Below are 17256 nucleotides of genomic sequence, written 5' to 3' on the forward strand. Positions count from 1 at the left end.
GAAAAAAAGTTCCGATACTCATAATGTGACAATATAGGATTTGTCATGTTTCTTTTGCATATTATTCATTTTTAGTTTTTGATACCTCGAAATGAGCTCGTCTAACTTCTGACTGTACCAAAGGGTGTCATCACTATTTAACCCCGTTTCTACTGCAATCAAGATCAAAGTCTGCCTCATCTGATTGATCCTGTATTCTAATTCACCAACCTCTGTACACATCTTCCTACTCCCTTGATTCCTATTCGCTTTTATTTGTTTATCACATGAATTAATTAGTATACAAGTAATATTATGCAAAAAATTCTAGAAAATTGGAAGACACATGACAAAAATTCTTATGATCTGATAAAACCAATTCGTTTTGCCATGTTGTATTCTCCTTCTAATTTTCAATTCTAGGTTCTTCACTTTTTATACACAAATACCCCAAGTACTATCGTGATCTTCCTGACAAAAATAAATCTTTTAAAAAGAAATCATTTTCAATCACTTCATAAAAAATGTACACGTTTTTCTGTTTTTTATGTACATCATCAATTTTGGAACATCACAGTGTCCTATACTGGTTTTATATTTTTAGATACTCAATGAAATAAAAAATATAGAAAACAAATATAGAAACAAAAGAACCTTAGTTTTCTATTAAGGTAACCTTTTGTTTCCACTGAATCTATAGGTTAGGGCTGACGGAGCAACTTTCTCTTTTGAAATGGCTTCAATAATGGGATCAACTGCAGCAAAAAGCAAAAAATCTTGAATAGTAACGGCATAATAATGAACAAAATCATTAACTACACATACCAAGACCCTAGTGTCGATTAATCACTTGGATCTTTTCACATATCATGAGATTAAAGTTTTATTCAAAAAAATGTTATCCTCATTATCTTCCTGTAACAGGATATAAGGAACACCTATTTAAAAAAATGTTAACTTATTTTAGAAGGCACATTATAATCAACCAGTTCGGTTAAAATCTTATAATCTTCAATTTCCTTGAAAGCCTGTCTTGCTTCTTCTTCCTCTTCAAATTCGAGCATACTAATAGTTTCAGAATTTGAAAAGATTGTGATTACCCACATATATAATGTTCCTCCGTATTCATTCTACACAAAAATCCATAAGGGCTTATGCATTTTGAAATTTTAGACCATTCTGTATGGAATGTTCCCTTTTTATCTAAGTAGTGATATATATGCGCCCTAAAATAATCTTTCGCTAGAAACATTTGCCACAGCAGCTATCACAGTATACCAATACACTAGAGAACACTAGAACATTATCTAATATTTGTTTATTAGTTCTTCTCCAACAACTCAATAATCACCTTATATTCTGAAACGGTATCCATATAGGCATAGCGGCCTTTTCCGTTATAGAAGTTACCTCTTTGAATGACTGGGTAACCTAGTTTTTCCAGTTTTTCAATTTTTCCGTCCATATCTTGCACGACAAAAGAAATATGGTGGACTCCTTCTCCGTGTTCTTTTAAATGTTTTTTCCATGTACTCGGGGCACTGCCCGGTTCTATCAATTCAATTTCTAGTAACGGTGTTTTAATAAACATATACCTGGAATCTGCATCTGTTGGTTCCCCTTCAAATTCCACTTGGCATATTTCTCTCGGTCCAGATTGAATTATATTCGGTTTTTCAACGCCAAGCAGGGTACAATAAGCATCTGCAACTTTATCGAGATCCTTAACCACAAAAGCCAGTTGTTCCACTTTAGTTGTACCTAATAATAGTTCTCCATCTAGCCCAGGATCTATAATCGGTTGTGGTTCATCACGCTCAAGAAGTTCGAAAAGTGTTTTATATTGATCGAATGAATCAGCATACGCATAGCGACCATTACTTGCTGTAAATTCCCCTGTTTGCAGAACATGCAGTTGATGTTCTGTCAGGCTCTTTACGCCTTCCTTCATGGACCCTACATCTAAAGCGAAGTGATGAATCCCCTCCCCCACTTCATCTAAAAATTCACGCATCGTGCCGGGATTGTGATCAGGCTCAATTAATTCAATTTGAACCCCTTCTGTATTAATGAACACTAATTTGCTACGAGATTCGGTTGGCTCACTGCGAAAAACAACTTTCGAAATGTCACTTGTTCCTGTTAAAAACCAATCTGGTTTCTTAATCCCCAATAACTTTGCAAATGCTTCCGACACTTTCTCAATATCATGAACAACAAAAGCTATTTGGTTTATTTCGTTATTCCCTAAAATAGGTGATGCTTTAATCATGGGATACCCTCCCCCCTTTTTCAATTAGATTAGTCCACTCTCTTAGAGACCACGTACGGCTAAACCACCATCACTTGAGATTACTTCTCCTGTAATGGCCCGCGCTTCGTCAGAGGCCAATAATACATATGCGGCAACGTGATCTTCCGGCATCTGTGCGAGTTGAAGAGGGTTTCGTTTTTTAATACTTTTTGCTTTCGTCTCATTATCAACGATTTTAACGAATGGATGAAGCGGAGGAATCACTGAGAGCTCTGTCAGCGTTCCACCCGGTGCTACTGCATTTACTCGAATATGAGGTGCCAACTCGAAAGCAAGCTGGCGCATCAGTCCGAGTTGACCATGCTTGCTCGCTGTATACCAAACTCCGCCGCCATCAGGATAGAAACTTGCACCCGACATACTAAAAATAATATTGCCACTTGTTTTTTTCAGTTCTTCAAGAGCTGCCTTTACACCGAAAAATGTACCTTTTAGGTTAATATTGAGAAGATAATCATACGCTTCTGAAACCGCCTCAGGAGTCACATCGGCAAATTTAGCAAATCCATCGAATACGCCTGCATTTGCGATGAAAACATCTAATTTGCCGAATTGTTCCACGGTTGCTTGCACCGCTCGTTCATTATCCTCGTATTTGCTTACATCTCCCTGACATGTAAGAATATGTTCACCAAACTCTTTTTTCATTTTCTCTAACTTTTCTTTAGAGCGGCCGATAATGCCTACCTTTGCACCTTCTTGAATAAAGCGGCGCGTGACCGCTTCTCCTATTCCAGATGCGCCGCCCGTAATCAACACTACTTTATCTTTTAAGACCATTGACATTGTCCACAACCTCCTTATTAAATTAATAGCTATTTAATGATAAAAATGGCAGGATTTCTCTTATTGATTATCGTTTGATTGATTATGAAAACATACATTGAAAAGCTTCCATTGCCCATCTTCATTTACGAACATAAAGTTTTGCTTGATTAGAAGTTCTTCAAGCTCGCATCCCTTTGGCTCACTCTCTGTCAAGAAGAGCCGCTCCTGCAATGCCTGGGTGTGTCATTTCATAAGGATCTAATATTAAATCTAGCTCTTCTTCTGTTAATACATCATATTGCAGGCAGAGATCACGTACTGATTTTCCATTTAAAATAGCTTCTCGTGCAATACGCGCCGCAACTTCATAGCCAATATGTGGATTGACAGCTGTTATAAGACCGACACTTTTTTCCACATATTCTTTTAATCTTTCTTCATTCGCTTCAATACTAACAAGACATCGATTTGTGAAAGTTCGGAATGCATTATTCATAATACTAATAGATTGATGAAGATTAAAAACAAGTACAGGTTCCATTACATTTAATTCTAACTGTCCAGCTTCAGAGGCCAGACTAATGGTATGATCATTACCGATTACCTGGAAGGCAACCTGATTAATCATTTCAGGAATAACAGGGTTTACTTTTCCGGGCATAATCGAAGATCCTGGCTGTCTAGGTACTAAAGAAATTTCACCGAGTCCGGCTCGAGGGCCAGAGGCCATTAATCTTAAATCATTAGCGATTTTTGACATATTAATCATGCATATTTTTAAAGCAGAAGAGACTTCAGTGTAAGCATCCGTATTCTGTGTTCCATCCACAAGATGTTCTACTTTTTTAAGTGGTAATTGGGAAATCTCTGCTAAATATTGAACGATAAAGTCAATATACTTCGGATCAGCATTTAGCCCTGTTCCAACAGCGGTTGCTCCCATATTAATCTCGTATAAATTTTCACGTGTCCGTTTGATTCTGTTAATATCTCTGTTCAATACCCGTCGATATGCTTCAAACTCCTGTCCAAGGCGAATCGGAACTGCATCTTGGAGATGGGTTCTCCCCATTTTAATCACAGAATCAAATTGTTTTGCTTTTTCCTGAAAGGCGTCATGCATATACTCCATCGTTTCTAGTAAGCTCTCTAATAATTTTAATGTAGAGACATGAATAGCTGTGGGAAAAGCATCATTGGTCGATTGAGACATATTAACATGTGTGTTTGGACTTAACTCAGTATAATCACCTTTATTTTTCCCTAAAATTTCAAGTGCGCGATTGGTAATGACTTCATTTGCATTCATATTTATAGAAGTTCCTGCTCCACCTTGTATAGGGTCTACAATAAATTGATCATGAAATTCCCCTTCAATGATTTCGTCAGCTGCTTGTACAATGGCATTTCCTAAACCTTCATATAATCTTTTCGTTTTCATATTTGCTAATGCTGCTGCCTTCTTAACCATTGCTAAAGAACGAATTAATTCTTCATTTAATGGATAATTAGTAATTGGAAAGTTTTCAGCAGCACGTAATGTTTGAATACCATAGTATGCATGTCCAGGAATTTCTTTTTCCCCTAAAAAATCTTTTTCTATTCTTACTAAGGATTCAATATTTTGGATGATTGACATATAAGCCCTTCCTTTTTGAAGATATATATTCAGTTAGAAAAACGTCCTATTACTTTCAATCTGGAACTATTATACCTGCATAAAGCCGATTAAAACTTTCATCAGCCTTTTCCTCTTTATACAAAAATAGCAAGATTCCGAGTATTAATGGTCGTTTGATCAATAATGAAAAAGCGTTTGGCTAATTTCCATTCTCCATTTTCATAGATAAACTCATCTTGGCGTTCACCCGAAATTAAATCGTGATGAATATCTGTACTCCGGCTGCGGTATAACATCAAATAACTATTAACTAAAGCCCTCTCATTCGGAACATATTCCTTAAGCAGAACATTATTGACCAAACGGCGGGTACGTGAAGGTGGAAGTTCCGCCCATGCATAATCCGTTTTAAGACGTTCTACACGAATTTTTAATAATTCATAGTCATCATTAAAGGCAAACATATCTAATGAATAATCAGGACGTTCAATTCCTTCTTTATTAACTCGAACCGGCATTTGATATTGAAGACTTTCATGCATGAGACTAAACCAACCATCAAAATCAATATCATCAAGGAGCTTTGCCTCACGATAAAGCCATTGTTCAAACGTATATGCCGCTAACATTTTCTCCAAGCTCACTTTATACACCCCTTACTGAATGATTAGAATTTCTTTATCACATATGGAAGCATGGAAAACCAGATTCAACTTTCCCGCTCTTAACGATTGCTTACTTATTGATTAAATCTAACCAATATTGATAGAAATTCCTTTGATTTGCTTCGGAAAACTTATCGTCGTAGACTGTACCTGGCCCGACAAAATCCGTGACAGGCTGACGATGCATTCCCATTGTGTAGTTATACATAATATTTTTTTGTAATGGCATCGCACCGGTTGCAACGGCTGTGATATCTGTAAATACTTCTGTATCATCTTGTTCAAAAATGCCGGAAGGACTAAATGTTAAGACAAAGGATTCACGCGAACGCTGTTTCCAATCCTCTGAAGCATTTTTTTCAACTAAGAACCAAGCAATGACTTCCATTTTATCAGGACCAATTGGTCTCCATAAACGAATCGATGTATTAGAGATTAGCTTTCCTTTAATTTTCGTATGCGAAATTAAAAACGAAAGATTAGGGAAAATATTTCCAATCATATTTTTTAAATTGGCCATCACATCAAATTGTTCATCAGTCAGGTTTGATTTAAATTCAGGAATCAATTCTTCTGGAAAAGCAAAATCAGGATTTGGGGTACCTAAATTTAATCCGTGCCCATGATCGGTATGAATTTGATAGCCCTTTTTTGAATAAGTGGCACTTGGTACCATCCCTAATTTAGCAATCGAACCATGGGTTACCATTGTATGATAGGAATCTCCGACAAAATTATCAGATCCAATTTTCCAGTTAGAATGGATAACGAATCTTTGCGGAACACCCACTACTTCCATTTCTGCTCTTCCTACTAAAATATCTAGATACCATTTAAATTCACCTAAGAATTCGTGTAATGGCTCGACATCTTCATTCCAACTTGCAAACATTAACCCTTTATAGGATTCTAGTTTCACTTGGTGCAGTGACAGTTTAGAAGTATCTAAGTTTCCGCCATAGATATCTTGCTTTAATGGGACACCGATCAGTTCTCCATTATTTTTGAAATTGAATCCATGGTACGGACAAACGTATGAAGATTTATTCCCTTTATCAGCACGGCATAATTTCATTCCACGATGTGTACACATATTATAAAAACCGTGAATTTCTCCTTCTGAATCCCTCGAAATAATCACCGAATATCCTGCCACATCTCTAGTAATAAAATCTCCCTTATTCGGAATTTCGGATTCATGACCTACAAATAACCAAGTCTTCAAGAATACTTTTTCATGCTCTAATTTATATACTGAAGGATTAGCTAGAATATATGCTGGAATCGCTCCTTCACTTGGCTTAACAGTCTCATTTATATAATCTATTACTCTACTTTGAGTCATATTTTCAAAGGAAACTTCCTCTTTGATCATTTTTTATTCCCCCTTATCATCATCTTTTAAAAGAATATCCCATAGCACTCTTTCCGATTTTTAATAATTTCGAAAACTTTTATGGGATTAGTTTTAAAAGGGGTTTACCCCATTTGTATAAGCGCATCTTTACTTTGTAATGCAGAGATAACACTTAATACCGCTAAATAGCTTGTTTTCGGATTCTCTGGCATTGGATCGTTTTCCACCTTTACTGATAACTTTCCAAATGATCCCGAAGCCTCAATAGTATGGTTGTTTTTATCCACTTTTGGATCGGCAATAATGGTGACGGCTGTCTTTGCAGGGCCGATTCCAGCTAGAGAGAGGATAATAGAGACATTGATATTCTGTGGAAACTTTTGAATGGCATCTTCTGCACAACCTGAAAATAACACGGTTTCTTGATCAAGCGGTGCGCCTGGAAGTGCTTTTGGTGGTTTCCTTGTCGTAATGGATACAGTCTCCAATTGTCCAATTGACTTGGCTGCCTTTAAAATATCAAGTCCACCAATAGCTCCTGAAGGTAAAAGAAGCTTTGTTCCGAATTTCTCACAAATCAAATGAAGCTGTTCATAAAACGATTGATCAGCCAGGGCTCCTACTGAAATAACTAGGAAGTCTTTTCCGCTTTTTAAAATGGCTGCTGCATGTTTTTTTACTACCTCTACGGTTGCTGCCTCTATCACAAGGTCAACATCTGATTCGATAAGTTGGTTAACTTCCTGTATATATTCGGCATCATACTCATCTGCTATCTTTTGACCAAGTTCCGGATTACGCCCACTAATCGCTGTAATTTTCCCATCTTTAATCAAATGGTTATGATTAATGCTTTGAAGAAGAAATCTTCCAATATTCCCGTATCCTATTAAACCAATTTTCATCGTTTAATCTCCCTTCTTAATTGGCAAAACCATATGAATCGGAAAAATACTCCATACCACAATGCCTTGTTTCACGAGATAATCCACTTTCTTTTGCCCCTGGGAAATCAAGGTGAAGATCTTGGAAAATAGTATGGTTATTATGGAATACAGCTCCAGCTTCTAAGCGGTCAGCCAGAGAAACAGCTAGTTCTTCGTTTTCTGTCCAAACAGAAGCTCTTAGACCATACTCTGTATCATTTGCCATCTCGATGACTTCCTCTACTGTTTTAAACGGAAGAATCGGGATAACCGGTCCAAATTGTTCTTCACGTACAATTTCGCTTTGTTGATTCACACCTGTTACAATTGAAGGAAGCATGAAATAACCTTGGTCCCAAGTTTCGGGATCTAATTTAATCCCAACCGTATTAACTTGTGCACCAGAAGCTTTTGCTCTTTCGATTAATCCAGACACATATTCGAATTGTTTCTTATTATTTAATGGCCCCATCATCGCATCAGGTTGGATTCCATTCCCTACATAAATATGTTGAAATTCTTTCGTTAGCTTGCTTACAACTTCATCATAACGAGATTCATGTACATACACTCTTTTAATAGCCGAGCATACTTGACCCGCTGCTTTTAAAATCCCCATTCTTAATTTCGTGATTGCCTGCTCATCCATTACGGCATCTTCTAGAATGATGGCTGGATCATTCCCACCAAGTTCCATATACATTTTTTTCACTGTACTAGCTGATTTTCTGATGATGTCTTTTCCAGTTTCCGTACTTCCGACAAACGCTACTGTGCGAATACGCGGGTCTGTACAAAGGATATCCCCAATTAAAGCCCCTGAACCTGTAACCACATTAATTACGCCTGCTGGAAAATAAGAAGAAACAACTTGTAAAAATGTCATAAGAGCCAATGGACAATTAGTGGCTGGTTTCACAACAACTGTGTTACCCGTAAGGATGGCTGGAACGACACGTTTAAATGTCAAGATGAGAGGTGAATTCCAGGGCATAATGATTGCTGCTACTCCTCTTGGCCGTTTACGAACCATTACCTTTTGTGCACCTGGTAAGGACTCTGACGCTGACCAAATAAATAATTCTTCTGCCCCTTGCTTCATAATATCAACACAGCGTAATAAATCTTTTTTTGCCTCGACTAATGGTTTTCCATTTTCCCGAACATATAGGGATACATTTTCTTCAACGATTTTTTGCAATTCTTCTGCTGCAGCAATCATTCGGTTTGCACGATCTTCAAGGGATGTTAGTTTCCAAGTTTGATAGGCATTTTCCGCTGATTCAATGCTATCTTTCACTTCTTGCTCTGTACAGAGTGCTACACGCCCTACCACTTCATTGATATTTGCTGGGTTAATGACGTTCGCTGTTTGCTGCGCTTCAATCCAAATTCCTTTTATTAAAAACTTACCTGAAATATTCGGTTCTGTTGTAATCACTTACATTTCACTCCTTAGACCATCCGGTGGGTATATATCTCCCCCACCAGTGGATGTCAACTTTATAATTTTTTTGGTTTAAATGCCTCTGCAGCTCCCGGTGGTCCCCCAAATGGTTTAGCCATTGGACCTACCGCCTTCATATCAACGACAATCATCGAAGGTTTACGACTGTCTAATGCTTTTTCTAATTCAGCCGTGAATTCTTCACCTGATCCAATTCGAGCTGCCTCAAATCCCATTGATTGTGCTAGTAAAACAAAATCTGGACTTAATAGGTCGACCGCAACCTGTCTTCCGTATGCTGCATCTTGGATATTTCGTAAAACGCCATAACCTGCGTCATCGAATAATACAATAATGATAGGAAGATTTTCTTGCGCTGCTGTTGACATTTCTCCAACATTCACCATAAATCCACCATCACCTGCCATTAAGACAACAGGTGTATCTTTTCTACCCATTTGTGCCCCAATCGCTGTAGGTAATCCTTGACCAATTCCGCCGCCAGATGCGTGTATGGAAGTTCTTGGTTCATAAATTTCAAATAACCGGCTGCCCCATACATTTGCCTGTACGGTTACATCACGAACTAATATGGTACCCTTTGGCAAAACACTTCTCATTCCATCTAGAATTTGTTCGTAAGGTCCAAGTGTTTTGCGTAGTTCTGTACGTAATTCATTGCGAACTGATTCAACTTCATCTAAATAAGCAGGATCCGGTTTGAGAGAATGATTTAATAAGCTATCAACCATTCCTTTTAAAATTTGTTTTGCATCGCCAACTAATGATAAAGAAGCAGGATAATTACGATTTACGGCATGATAATCCGTATCAATTGAAATATGTTCAACTGGTGCTTGTACTTTCCAGTTTGACGTTTCATTACTACGGAAGCGAATTCCAATTGAAATCAGTAAATCAGACGATTCTATTAGCTGCTTTGTTAAGCCATATGAAGCAAAGTGCCCGATGCATTGCGGGTGATCTTCAGGAATAGAGCCTTTACCAGATTGACTTGTTACAACGGCTGCACCAATCATTTCTGCCAATTGCTGAACTTCTTTCGATGCTCCTGAAGAAATAACACCTCCACCTGCCCAAATGACCGGCCGGCGGGCATTTTGAACTTTTTTAAACACTTCTTCGGGAAGATTAAGAGTAGTATTATTTTCAGGAGATACTATAATTGATTCTTCTACTGGATTGCCGGAAATAATCGCAGATTGAAAATCGATGGGGATTTCCAATGTGACTGGTCCTGCTGGAGCTGTCAATGCTTCTTGAATCGCATGTCTTACAACTGCAGATGTCTGGTCTGGATTTCTTAAACGGATCGCCTTTTTGCTTGCCCCTTCCATCATGGATAACTGATCTTTACATTCATGAATATATCCTTTTCCTGTACCTAAATGTGTAGATGCAACTTCACCTGTTAAATGAAGAACTGGTACTCCTGCTGCCCATGCTTCTACTAATGAACCTGCAGCGTTCCCTGCACCTGTTCCTGTACTCGTAATCACTACACCTAATTTACCAGTCGCGCGTGCATATCCATCTGCCATATTTGCGGCACCGCTTTCGCCACGAGAGCAAACAAGGTGGATGCTTCCTTCACGAAGAATTGCATCATAGATTGGCATATTATGAATACTGACAATACCGAAAGCCACTTCCACGCCAGCACGGACAAGTTCTTGTACAACTGCATCTGCTGTTGTATATTCCATAACCGCTTGTTGTGTCATATTTTGTTCCTACCTTTAATGTATTTTTGTTTAGCTGATTTCTAGTTTCCTATTTATATAGAGGACCGCAGTTGAATGAATAATTGTGAACTGGATCCTCTTTCATACTATTCATCCTTGTGGGTTACAGAGCCTTGCCTAGCGCACCTGCTGTTTCAATTGTTGTACCCGAAACATAGCTTGCCTGCTTGGAAGCAAGGAATAAAATGGCCCCCGCTACCTCTTCAGGTTCCCCGACTCTTCCTAACGGGATGTTTCTTTTTTGGGCAAGATCTGCATAATATTCTTCAGGGTCTATATCTGGTGCATTTAGTTTCCTACGTCTTTCCCATTGATCTGTACGTATTAGTCCAAGGCTTACTGAATTTACTAATATATTATCTGGTGCTAATTCTTGTGAAAGCGTTTTACTTAAATTCATTAACCCAGCCCTTGTGGCAGCGGTAGCGACCATATGTCGTTCTGGCTCTTTTGCCAAAGTCGCATTAATATTGATAATTCTTCCGCCACCCTGTTTTTTCAAATAAGGATAAACAGCGCGTACTGCGTAAATAATGGCAAAATACTTTAATTGGATTTGCTGCTCCCATTGTTCATCCGTAATATCGAAGAAGTAACCCATCACACTTTGACCTGCAGCATTGACTAAAATATCAATTCTGCCAAACTTCTCTGCTGTTTCATCTATAAATGCTGTAACATCATGTTTATTAATCACATCACAAGTTGAAGCAAAGATGTCATTCTCTGGCCCAAATGCTAAAAGATGTTCGTATGCTTTTTTCATTCGGTCTTCATTTCGGCCGCAGACTGCCACTTTTGCTCCTTCTTGCAAAAACATTTCAGCCGTTTTCAAACCTACCCCGGAAGTTCCTCCCATAATAACTGCCACTTTTCCCTTTAACCCTAAGTCCATCGATTGTTCCTCTCCTTATAAACTAGTAATCAAGCATTTACTTTGGAGATGAGACTAACTCACTAGCCCAGCCAGAATCTGCTTCTCCTTGCATTTTCTTTCTAGTTTCTGGTTTCGGAGGACCTGCAATTCCCCATTGATCCATTAAATGTGGTACACGTTTCCAAACTCTAGCTTTCCATTCCGCTTCATCTTCAATAGTTTCAAGATAGCATGTATATTCCATAACAAATCCGGATGGATCTTGGAAATAGCAGAAGATATTGTTTCCTGGACCATGGCGACCGGGTCCCCAAATTTCTTGGTATCCTGCTTTTCTTACATTACTAATCCCGCGCATAAGCTCATCAACGGAATTCACTTCATATGCAATATGGTTTACAGAAGCATGGATGTCTTGATTGAATGCAAGTGAATGGTGCTTCTTATTGCAGCGCAAGAAAACCATTTGATGTTCGCTCCAATCTGTCACCTTAAAACCTACAACATTTGTATAAAAATCCGTAATCATATCAAGATCTGTTGTATTCATTACCACGTGATTTAACTTAATTGGATCTACATTTTTCTTTTTCCATTCCTGGATATTTGTTTCAACCCACGCTGATAATTCAATACAGCGGTTTTCCGGATCTAAAAATCGAAGACCATAACCTTTTCCAGCCTCATCTAGATAATCAGGATCTTGAATGATTCGAACACCTTTAGAAACAAGAATTTCTGCTGCCCGGTCTACTGCATTTTTATCAACCATTCCAAAAGCAATATGGTGCAACCCGCGCCTTTCTCCTGGATGGACACTTAAAATATGATGTTCAGATCCTGCTCCACGAAAATAAACTGTATCACCTTCTGTTTCCGGAACCCGATCTAATCCCCAGACATTTTCATAAAAGCTTGCTTGCTCCTCAATATCCGGACAAATTAATCCGATATGTCGTAAATGAGTAATCCCTAACATTTGATAACCTCCTTTTTAGATTCCGAAGGCCCCGATTGATGGAGCCCCCGTAATTTCTTGCCAATTATTCACCTTTAAGAATTGCTTCTCTTTCCTTTGCACGTTCTATACGTAACTCTTCTAATTCACTTCCGATTGGATATGTTGGCAGGTTAGGTTTTGGTGCTCCTAACATCACTAGCATTAATGCTTCAACATCACCGTCATTTTTAATTCCGCGATATACTCCAGGAGGGCTTGAGATACAATCTCTTTCATTTAATGGAATCTCATAAACCTCTCCGCCCTCTTCCGGCTGGATAAGCGCTTTTACCTGCCCTCTTAAGATAAAGAACACTTCTTCAACATCATCATGTAAATGAAGAGGTCCTACGCATCCTGGCGGTAATACCATCGTGCTTAATGTAAAATGATCTGCTTGGATTGTATTTTTATCCGCATTTGCTGTAGCTCCACGACCGATATATCTCATTTGTGCTCTTTTATATGAAGGATCAATTTCTTCTTGGAATTTTAATACATTCCAATCTAACTTTCGCGTTTCCAATCTAGCCACATATTTTTGCTCAAATTCCTCAATCGAAAATTTTTCTTTTGCCATAATAAAACATCCTCCTTTTATTTGTGAACATATCTAAATTTAGGTAGTCTCTAGATGATTGTTAAACCCCTCATGTTTTATATATAAAACATTGTTTTATTTTAATTGTTTTAAATACAAAACAATGTTTTAATTTATAACCTCATTTTAGTATCGGTTATTTGTTTTGTCAATACAGAATGTTTAGATAATTTAATCAATTACTAGCGCGTTTTATTTACCTTAATTTGCAAAAACTCAAAAAGGTCACTATGCCGTAACCTCTTGAGTATCTAAGCTTTTTTCCTTTAGTTCTCTTGCTTCTTTCTTGAGTGTGAACGTATAAGCGATAAAGCCTAGTACGGCAGCTGAAATTAGCATAATTAGAGATGATGTGAAGCTACCACCTGATAGATCCCTCATAAATCCCATAATATAGCTTGAGAAACCTCCCATTATATTTGTAAAACCCATTAATCCAGCTGCTCGGCCAGCAGTTTCAGGAGTTGAAAACTTAACGACAAACATGTTGCTAAGCTGGAATACACCACCTTGACATCCCATAGCTAATCCCATGCTAACCCCTGCAATTATTGGGTTTTGTGTAATCATCGCGATGGTTAGAAATGTGGCTGTTAATCCAAATAATATCATTGCCAGTAAACCAGGGCGTCCTGTTTTATCTGTGAAAAACCCGCAAAATAAGACAAACCCTAAAGCAAATAACCAGGATAGGGATGTAATTCCAGTCATCACTTCTCTCTCAAATCCCTTAGCCTCTACTAAATAAGTAGGCAGCCAAATACTAATTCCAAAGAAAAGAAATGCGGACATTAACATTCCAAACCATGTAATCCAATAGCGAAAATCTTGTGCAAACTTTTGATCCGGTTTTGTTTCTCCATCGTTACTTCGGATATAGGCTAATTCTTCTTTACTTAAACGAGGATGTTCTTCTGGCTTATCACGCGTCAAGAAAAAGAATAATGGAATGTTAATAAATAAGTTAAATGCTGCTAGAGCATAAAATGCACCTTGCCAGTGGAATGTTGCAAGGACTGTCACAAGGATAATTGTACCTAGAGCTGGTCCTAAATAGTTTCCAACTAACCAAGAAGACTGCGCACGGCCTAATTCCCGTTTATGGAACCAATTTGCAATAAACTTACTTGATACAGGCATCATCATTCCTTCGCCTAACCCCAAAATAATACGACTAATTAAAAACATTCCGTATGAGGTTGAGAACGCTCCCAAAATCATGGTTGCTGTCCATACAAGAAGTCCCATAATCGCTGTTTTCCTTGCTCCGAGTTTATCAATAATAACTCCCCAAAAAATATTTGAAACTGCATAAGAAATAGTGAAAATAAAGGTAATGAGCCCTATCTTGGCATTTTTATCATCACCAGTTAGACCTAAATTCGCAAGAAATTCTGGGTCAGTTTGAATAACCGAAATCCCCAATTTGTCAATTTGTCCAAAAAACCAAAAGAAAAAAATTGGAACGGCAATATATAACCATCTTTTATTATTTTTCAATTGCATTCTCTCCTTTGATTTACCGTTTTATGACTCACTTATTGATAAGTATTGATAAGTATTTTTAATGTATACTCCTTCCCTTTTAGACTTAATTTGTTTCATATACAAAACAAAGTTTTCAATACATTTAAATTGTAAAATCAATTTAAAATCCAGTCAATATATTTAATTTAAATATTCTAAAAAATTTTTATTTTCATGTAATAGAGAGCAAAAAAATAACAGAAGGAGCTGTCCCAAAGTAAATGTATAAGGCAACGCATTACACTATCTAGTATCACTTTAAGTAAATTATTACTGGATATAGATAAAATTAAGTTGCCTTAAACCTTTTGGGCCATCAACTTCTGCTTCAATTCTAAAACTAACAATACCCCATAAAACTAGTCAGCTTTTTAGCAGTATCGAGTAGTTTCGGAAGTACAATTGTTTCAATTGCATGATCATTAAAGGTCGTATTTGTAGTGACAACATTGATTGAAGCGAAAATTTCCCCGCTTCGATCAAAGATTGGTGCAGCAATCGACTGAATTCCCTTATACAATTCACCTTTTGAAATGGCATACCCATTCTGATGGATCACTTGAAGTTCTTGCTCTAAATCTGCCAATGACGTATAGGTCCTTTCTGTCAGAGGATCCAGTTCAGACTGGTAATAAATTTGATTTAACTTTTCTTTTTTTTGATAGGCAAGTAATAGTTTCCCATTTGCGGTAGCATGAGCGGGCAGCCTTAATCCAATATTAACATTAATAGCTGCAATTCCTCTTGCCGATGCGCTTGCAATATATACAACATCCCGACCATCTAAAATGGAAAGATGGCATGATACTCCAAATTCATCTAATTCATCACGAATACTGTCTAAATATGGTTGAGAAATTTCCGGAAGTTTTACTGTGCTTAAATAAGAAAATCCTAGTTCCAATACTTTCGGTGTCAATTCATATCGTTTCGTTTGTTCATTCTGATGAAGGTATCCTAAAGATTGAAGCGTGTACAATAATCGATAAGGCATGGTTCTACTTACACCAAGTTTGCTGGCAATCTCAGCTAATGATAATGTCTTTTCTTTCTCGTTAAATAACGTTAGAATTTCCAAACCTCTTTCTAATGCGTTCGCATTATAGCGATTCTTTTCTCCAGTTGCCATTTAATAGATCCTCCATAACTTTTTTATTTTAGTTGTGGTTGTTTAAAAAATTGAGCTACATATTCATTGAAGGAAACAGAGTCTTCTTGATAACATAAATGGCCAGTTTTAGGTATAGTAACCATTTGGGAATTAGCTATTCTTTCATGAAAAACCTGTGATTCACTTACAGGTGTTACACGATCTTCTTCTCCACAAATAACTAAAGTTGGTACAGCTATTTTGGTCATTGTTTCCATTTGATTAACATGATAAAGTGAATAAGAGACAGCGCGATATCCTGCAAGTCTAACTTGCCCCATAATACGCTCCGCTTCTTTCTTTATATCTTCTTGAGGATGATAGCCTAATAGAGCATCAATTCGTTTTGCAGCCATTTCCTTTGGATCTAAATTCTCTATGGATTGAAGACGATTTTGAAGTCTTTTTTCATTTTCTTCCTTGCTTAAGGCAGCACTTCCCCTTGTTGCATCTGCCAGAATTAATGATTTCACCATAGAAGGATATCGAACGGTAAAATCGACCGCAATACAAGAACCCATTGAATGTCCTACTAGGTAAACAGAATCATATTGGAGCTGTTTAATAAACCCATGCAACACATCTGCAAACTGGGAAAATTCACGAAATTCTTCTTTTGGATTTGAACTTTGCCCATATCCTGGTGCATCCCATGCAATCACAGTAAAATGGTCTTTTAATCCATCCAACTGCTTTCTCCATGACTGTGAATTATTAGACAATCCATGTAAAAATACAATGGGATCCCCCTTTCCTGCAATTTCATAATGGATCAATAAGTCCTCAACTTGAGTAAATGGCATTTTCATACATCCCCTTAATCGTTTTTAATACAAAACATAGTTTTAATTTATTATAACAGCACATCCAGTTAAAATGTTCATTTAGTTAATTAAATTTTTGGAATTTTTAACAAAATGTATGTATTAATCAATGTAGATATTTTCCCCTAGAAAAAACCCTTAGTTTCCATTGTAATCATAAACTCATTGAACACTTGCAAGATTTTATCCAATCATTCCGTACATCAAATTCACCAGCACTAAAACCAGTACTAGTAAAGTTAAATCCAATTGCTCTTCTAGTATGGATCTGATTTAGTTTTAATTCCAAAATTCGATAGTCTTTTTATGCTGTATTAAAGAGTAAGAGAATAATCAGAAGTATCATCTTTATTGTTTACGTCCCAAGTCACAACAGTATCTTCTCCTGTTATTTTAAAACGATATCCATTTCCTGTAACTCAATTAATGTCGGT

General features: G+C 37.3%; 17 protein-coding genes. All 17 read right to left on the reverse strand.

Going from position 1 to position 17256, the window contains the following annotated elements; all coding sequences use genetic code 11:
* Nucleotides 1-18: 18 nt before the first annotated feature.
* A complete protein-coding gene (locus F4V44_RS22130) occupies nt 19-222 on the reverse strand; it encodes an aspartyl-phosphate phosphatase Spo0E family protein (protein ID WP_150442185.1) in 204 nt (67 codons plus the stop codon).
* A 710-nt stretch (nt 223-932) separates the two neighbouring features.
* Nucleotides 933-1085 carry a hypothetical protein gene (locus F4V44_RS27590; RefSeq protein ID WP_191090809.1) on the reverse strand — a complete coding sequence of 51 codons (153 nt, stop codon included), beginning with the start codon at nt 1083-1085 and terminating at the stop codon, nt 933-935.
* A gap of 215 nt (nt 1086-1300) precedes the next feature.
* Complete coding sequence (locus F4V44_RS22135; RefSeq protein WP_150442186.1) at nt 1301-2251, reverse strand: VOC family protein; 951 nt, start codon at nt 2249-2251, stop codon at nt 1301-1303.
* A 42-nt stretch (nt 2252-2293) separates the two neighbouring features.
* The gene (locus F4V44_RS22140) at nt 2294-3079 is read right to left on the reverse strand and encodes an SDR family NAD(P)-dependent oxidoreductase (protein ID WP_150442187.1); all 786 of its coding nucleotides are present in this window, start codon (nt 3077-3079) and stop codon (nt 2294-2296) included.
* Between the two features lie 60 nt (nt 3080-3139).
* Nucleotides 3140-3274, reverse strand: coding sequence for a hypothetical protein (locus F4V44_RS28200; RefSeq protein ID WP_263406675.1), 135 nt, complete (start codon nt 3272-3274; stop codon nt 3140-3142).
* The gene (gene aspA, locus F4V44_RS22145; protein ID WP_150442188.1) at nt 3261-4700 is read right to left on the reverse strand and encodes an aspartate ammonia-lyase; all 1440 of its coding nucleotides are present in this window, start codon (nt 4698-4700) and stop codon (nt 3261-3263) included. The genes F4V44_RS28200 and aspA overlap by 14 nt, the downstream gene beginning before the upstream one ends.
* A 116-nt stretch (nt 4701-4816) precedes the next feature.
* Entirely contained in the window at nt 4817-5326 is a 510-nt protein-coding gene (locus F4V44_RS22150; RefSeq protein ID WP_150442189.1) for an aromatic-ring-hydroxylating dioxygenase subunit beta, read from the reverse strand.
* A gap of 91 nt (nt 5327-5417) precedes the next feature.
* Complete coding sequence (locus F4V44_RS22155) at nt 5418-6722, reverse strand: aromatic ring-hydroxylating dioxygenase subunit alpha (protein WP_150442190.1); 1305 nt, start codon at nt 6720-6722, stop codon at nt 5418-5420.
* Nucleotides 6723-6826: 104 nt separating this feature from the next.
* Nucleotides 6827-7609 (reverse strand): aspartate dehydrogenase, encoded by a 783-nt coding sequence (nadX, locus tag F4V44_RS22160; RefSeq protein WP_150442191.1) that lies wholly within the window; start codon nt 7607-7609, stop codon nt 6827-6829.
* A 16-nt stretch (nt 7610-7625) separates the two neighbouring features.
* The gene (locus tag F4V44_RS22165; protein WP_150442192.1) at nt 7626-9071 is read right to left on the reverse strand and encodes an aldehyde dehydrogenase family protein; all 1446 of its coding nucleotides are present in this window, start codon (nt 9069-9071) and stop codon (nt 7626-7628) included.
* 62 nt (nt 9072-9133) lie between these two features.
* Nucleotides 9134-10822, reverse strand: coding sequence for a thiamine pyrophosphate-binding protein (locus F4V44_RS22170; RefSeq protein WP_150442193.1), 1689 nt, complete (start codon nt 10820-10822; stop codon nt 9134-9136).
* Nucleotides 10823-10946: 124 nt separating this feature from the next.
* Nucleotides 10947-11738 (reverse strand): SDR family oxidoreductase, encoded by a 792-nt coding sequence (locus F4V44_RS22175; RefSeq protein ID WP_150442194.1) that lies wholly within the window; start codon nt 11736-11738, stop codon nt 10947-10949.
* Nucleotides 11739-11775: 37 nt separating this feature from the next.
* Nucleotides 11776-12699, reverse strand: coding sequence for a VOC family protein (locus tag F4V44_RS22180; RefSeq protein WP_150442195.1), 924 nt, complete (start codon nt 12697-12699; stop codon nt 11776-11778).
* A gap of 64 nt (nt 12700-12763) precedes the next feature.
* On the reverse strand, nt 12764-13300 hold the full coding sequence (locus F4V44_RS22185) for a cupin domain-containing protein (protein WP_150442196.1): 537 nt from the start codon (nt 13298-13300) through the stop codon (nt 12764-12766).
* A gap of 249 nt (nt 13301-13549) precedes the next feature.
* Nucleotides 13550-14827: an MFS transporter gene (locus F4V44_RS22190; RefSeq protein WP_150442197.1), complete on the reverse strand. Its 1278-nt coding sequence runs from the start codon at nt 14825-14827 to the stop codon at nt 13550-13552.
* Between the two features lie 361 nt (nt 14828-15188).
* On the reverse strand, nt 15189-15977 hold the full coding sequence (locus tag F4V44_RS22195; protein ID WP_150442198.1) for an IclR family transcriptional regulator: 789 nt from the start codon (nt 15975-15977) through the stop codon (nt 15189-15191).
* Between the two features lie 23 nt (nt 15978-16000).
* On the reverse strand, nt 16001-16801 hold the full coding sequence (locus F4V44_RS22200) for an alpha/beta fold hydrolase (RefSeq protein ID WP_150442199.1): 801 nt from the start codon (nt 16799-16801) through the stop codon (nt 16001-16003).
* Nucleotides 16802-17256 lie beyond the last annotated feature (455 nt).

It is taken from the genome of Niallia endozanthoxylica (genome assembly GCF_008710145.1).
Classification (GTDB): Bacteria; Bacillota; Bacilli; order Bacillales; family Cytobacillaceae; genus Bacillus_BD; species Bacillus_BD endozanthoxylica.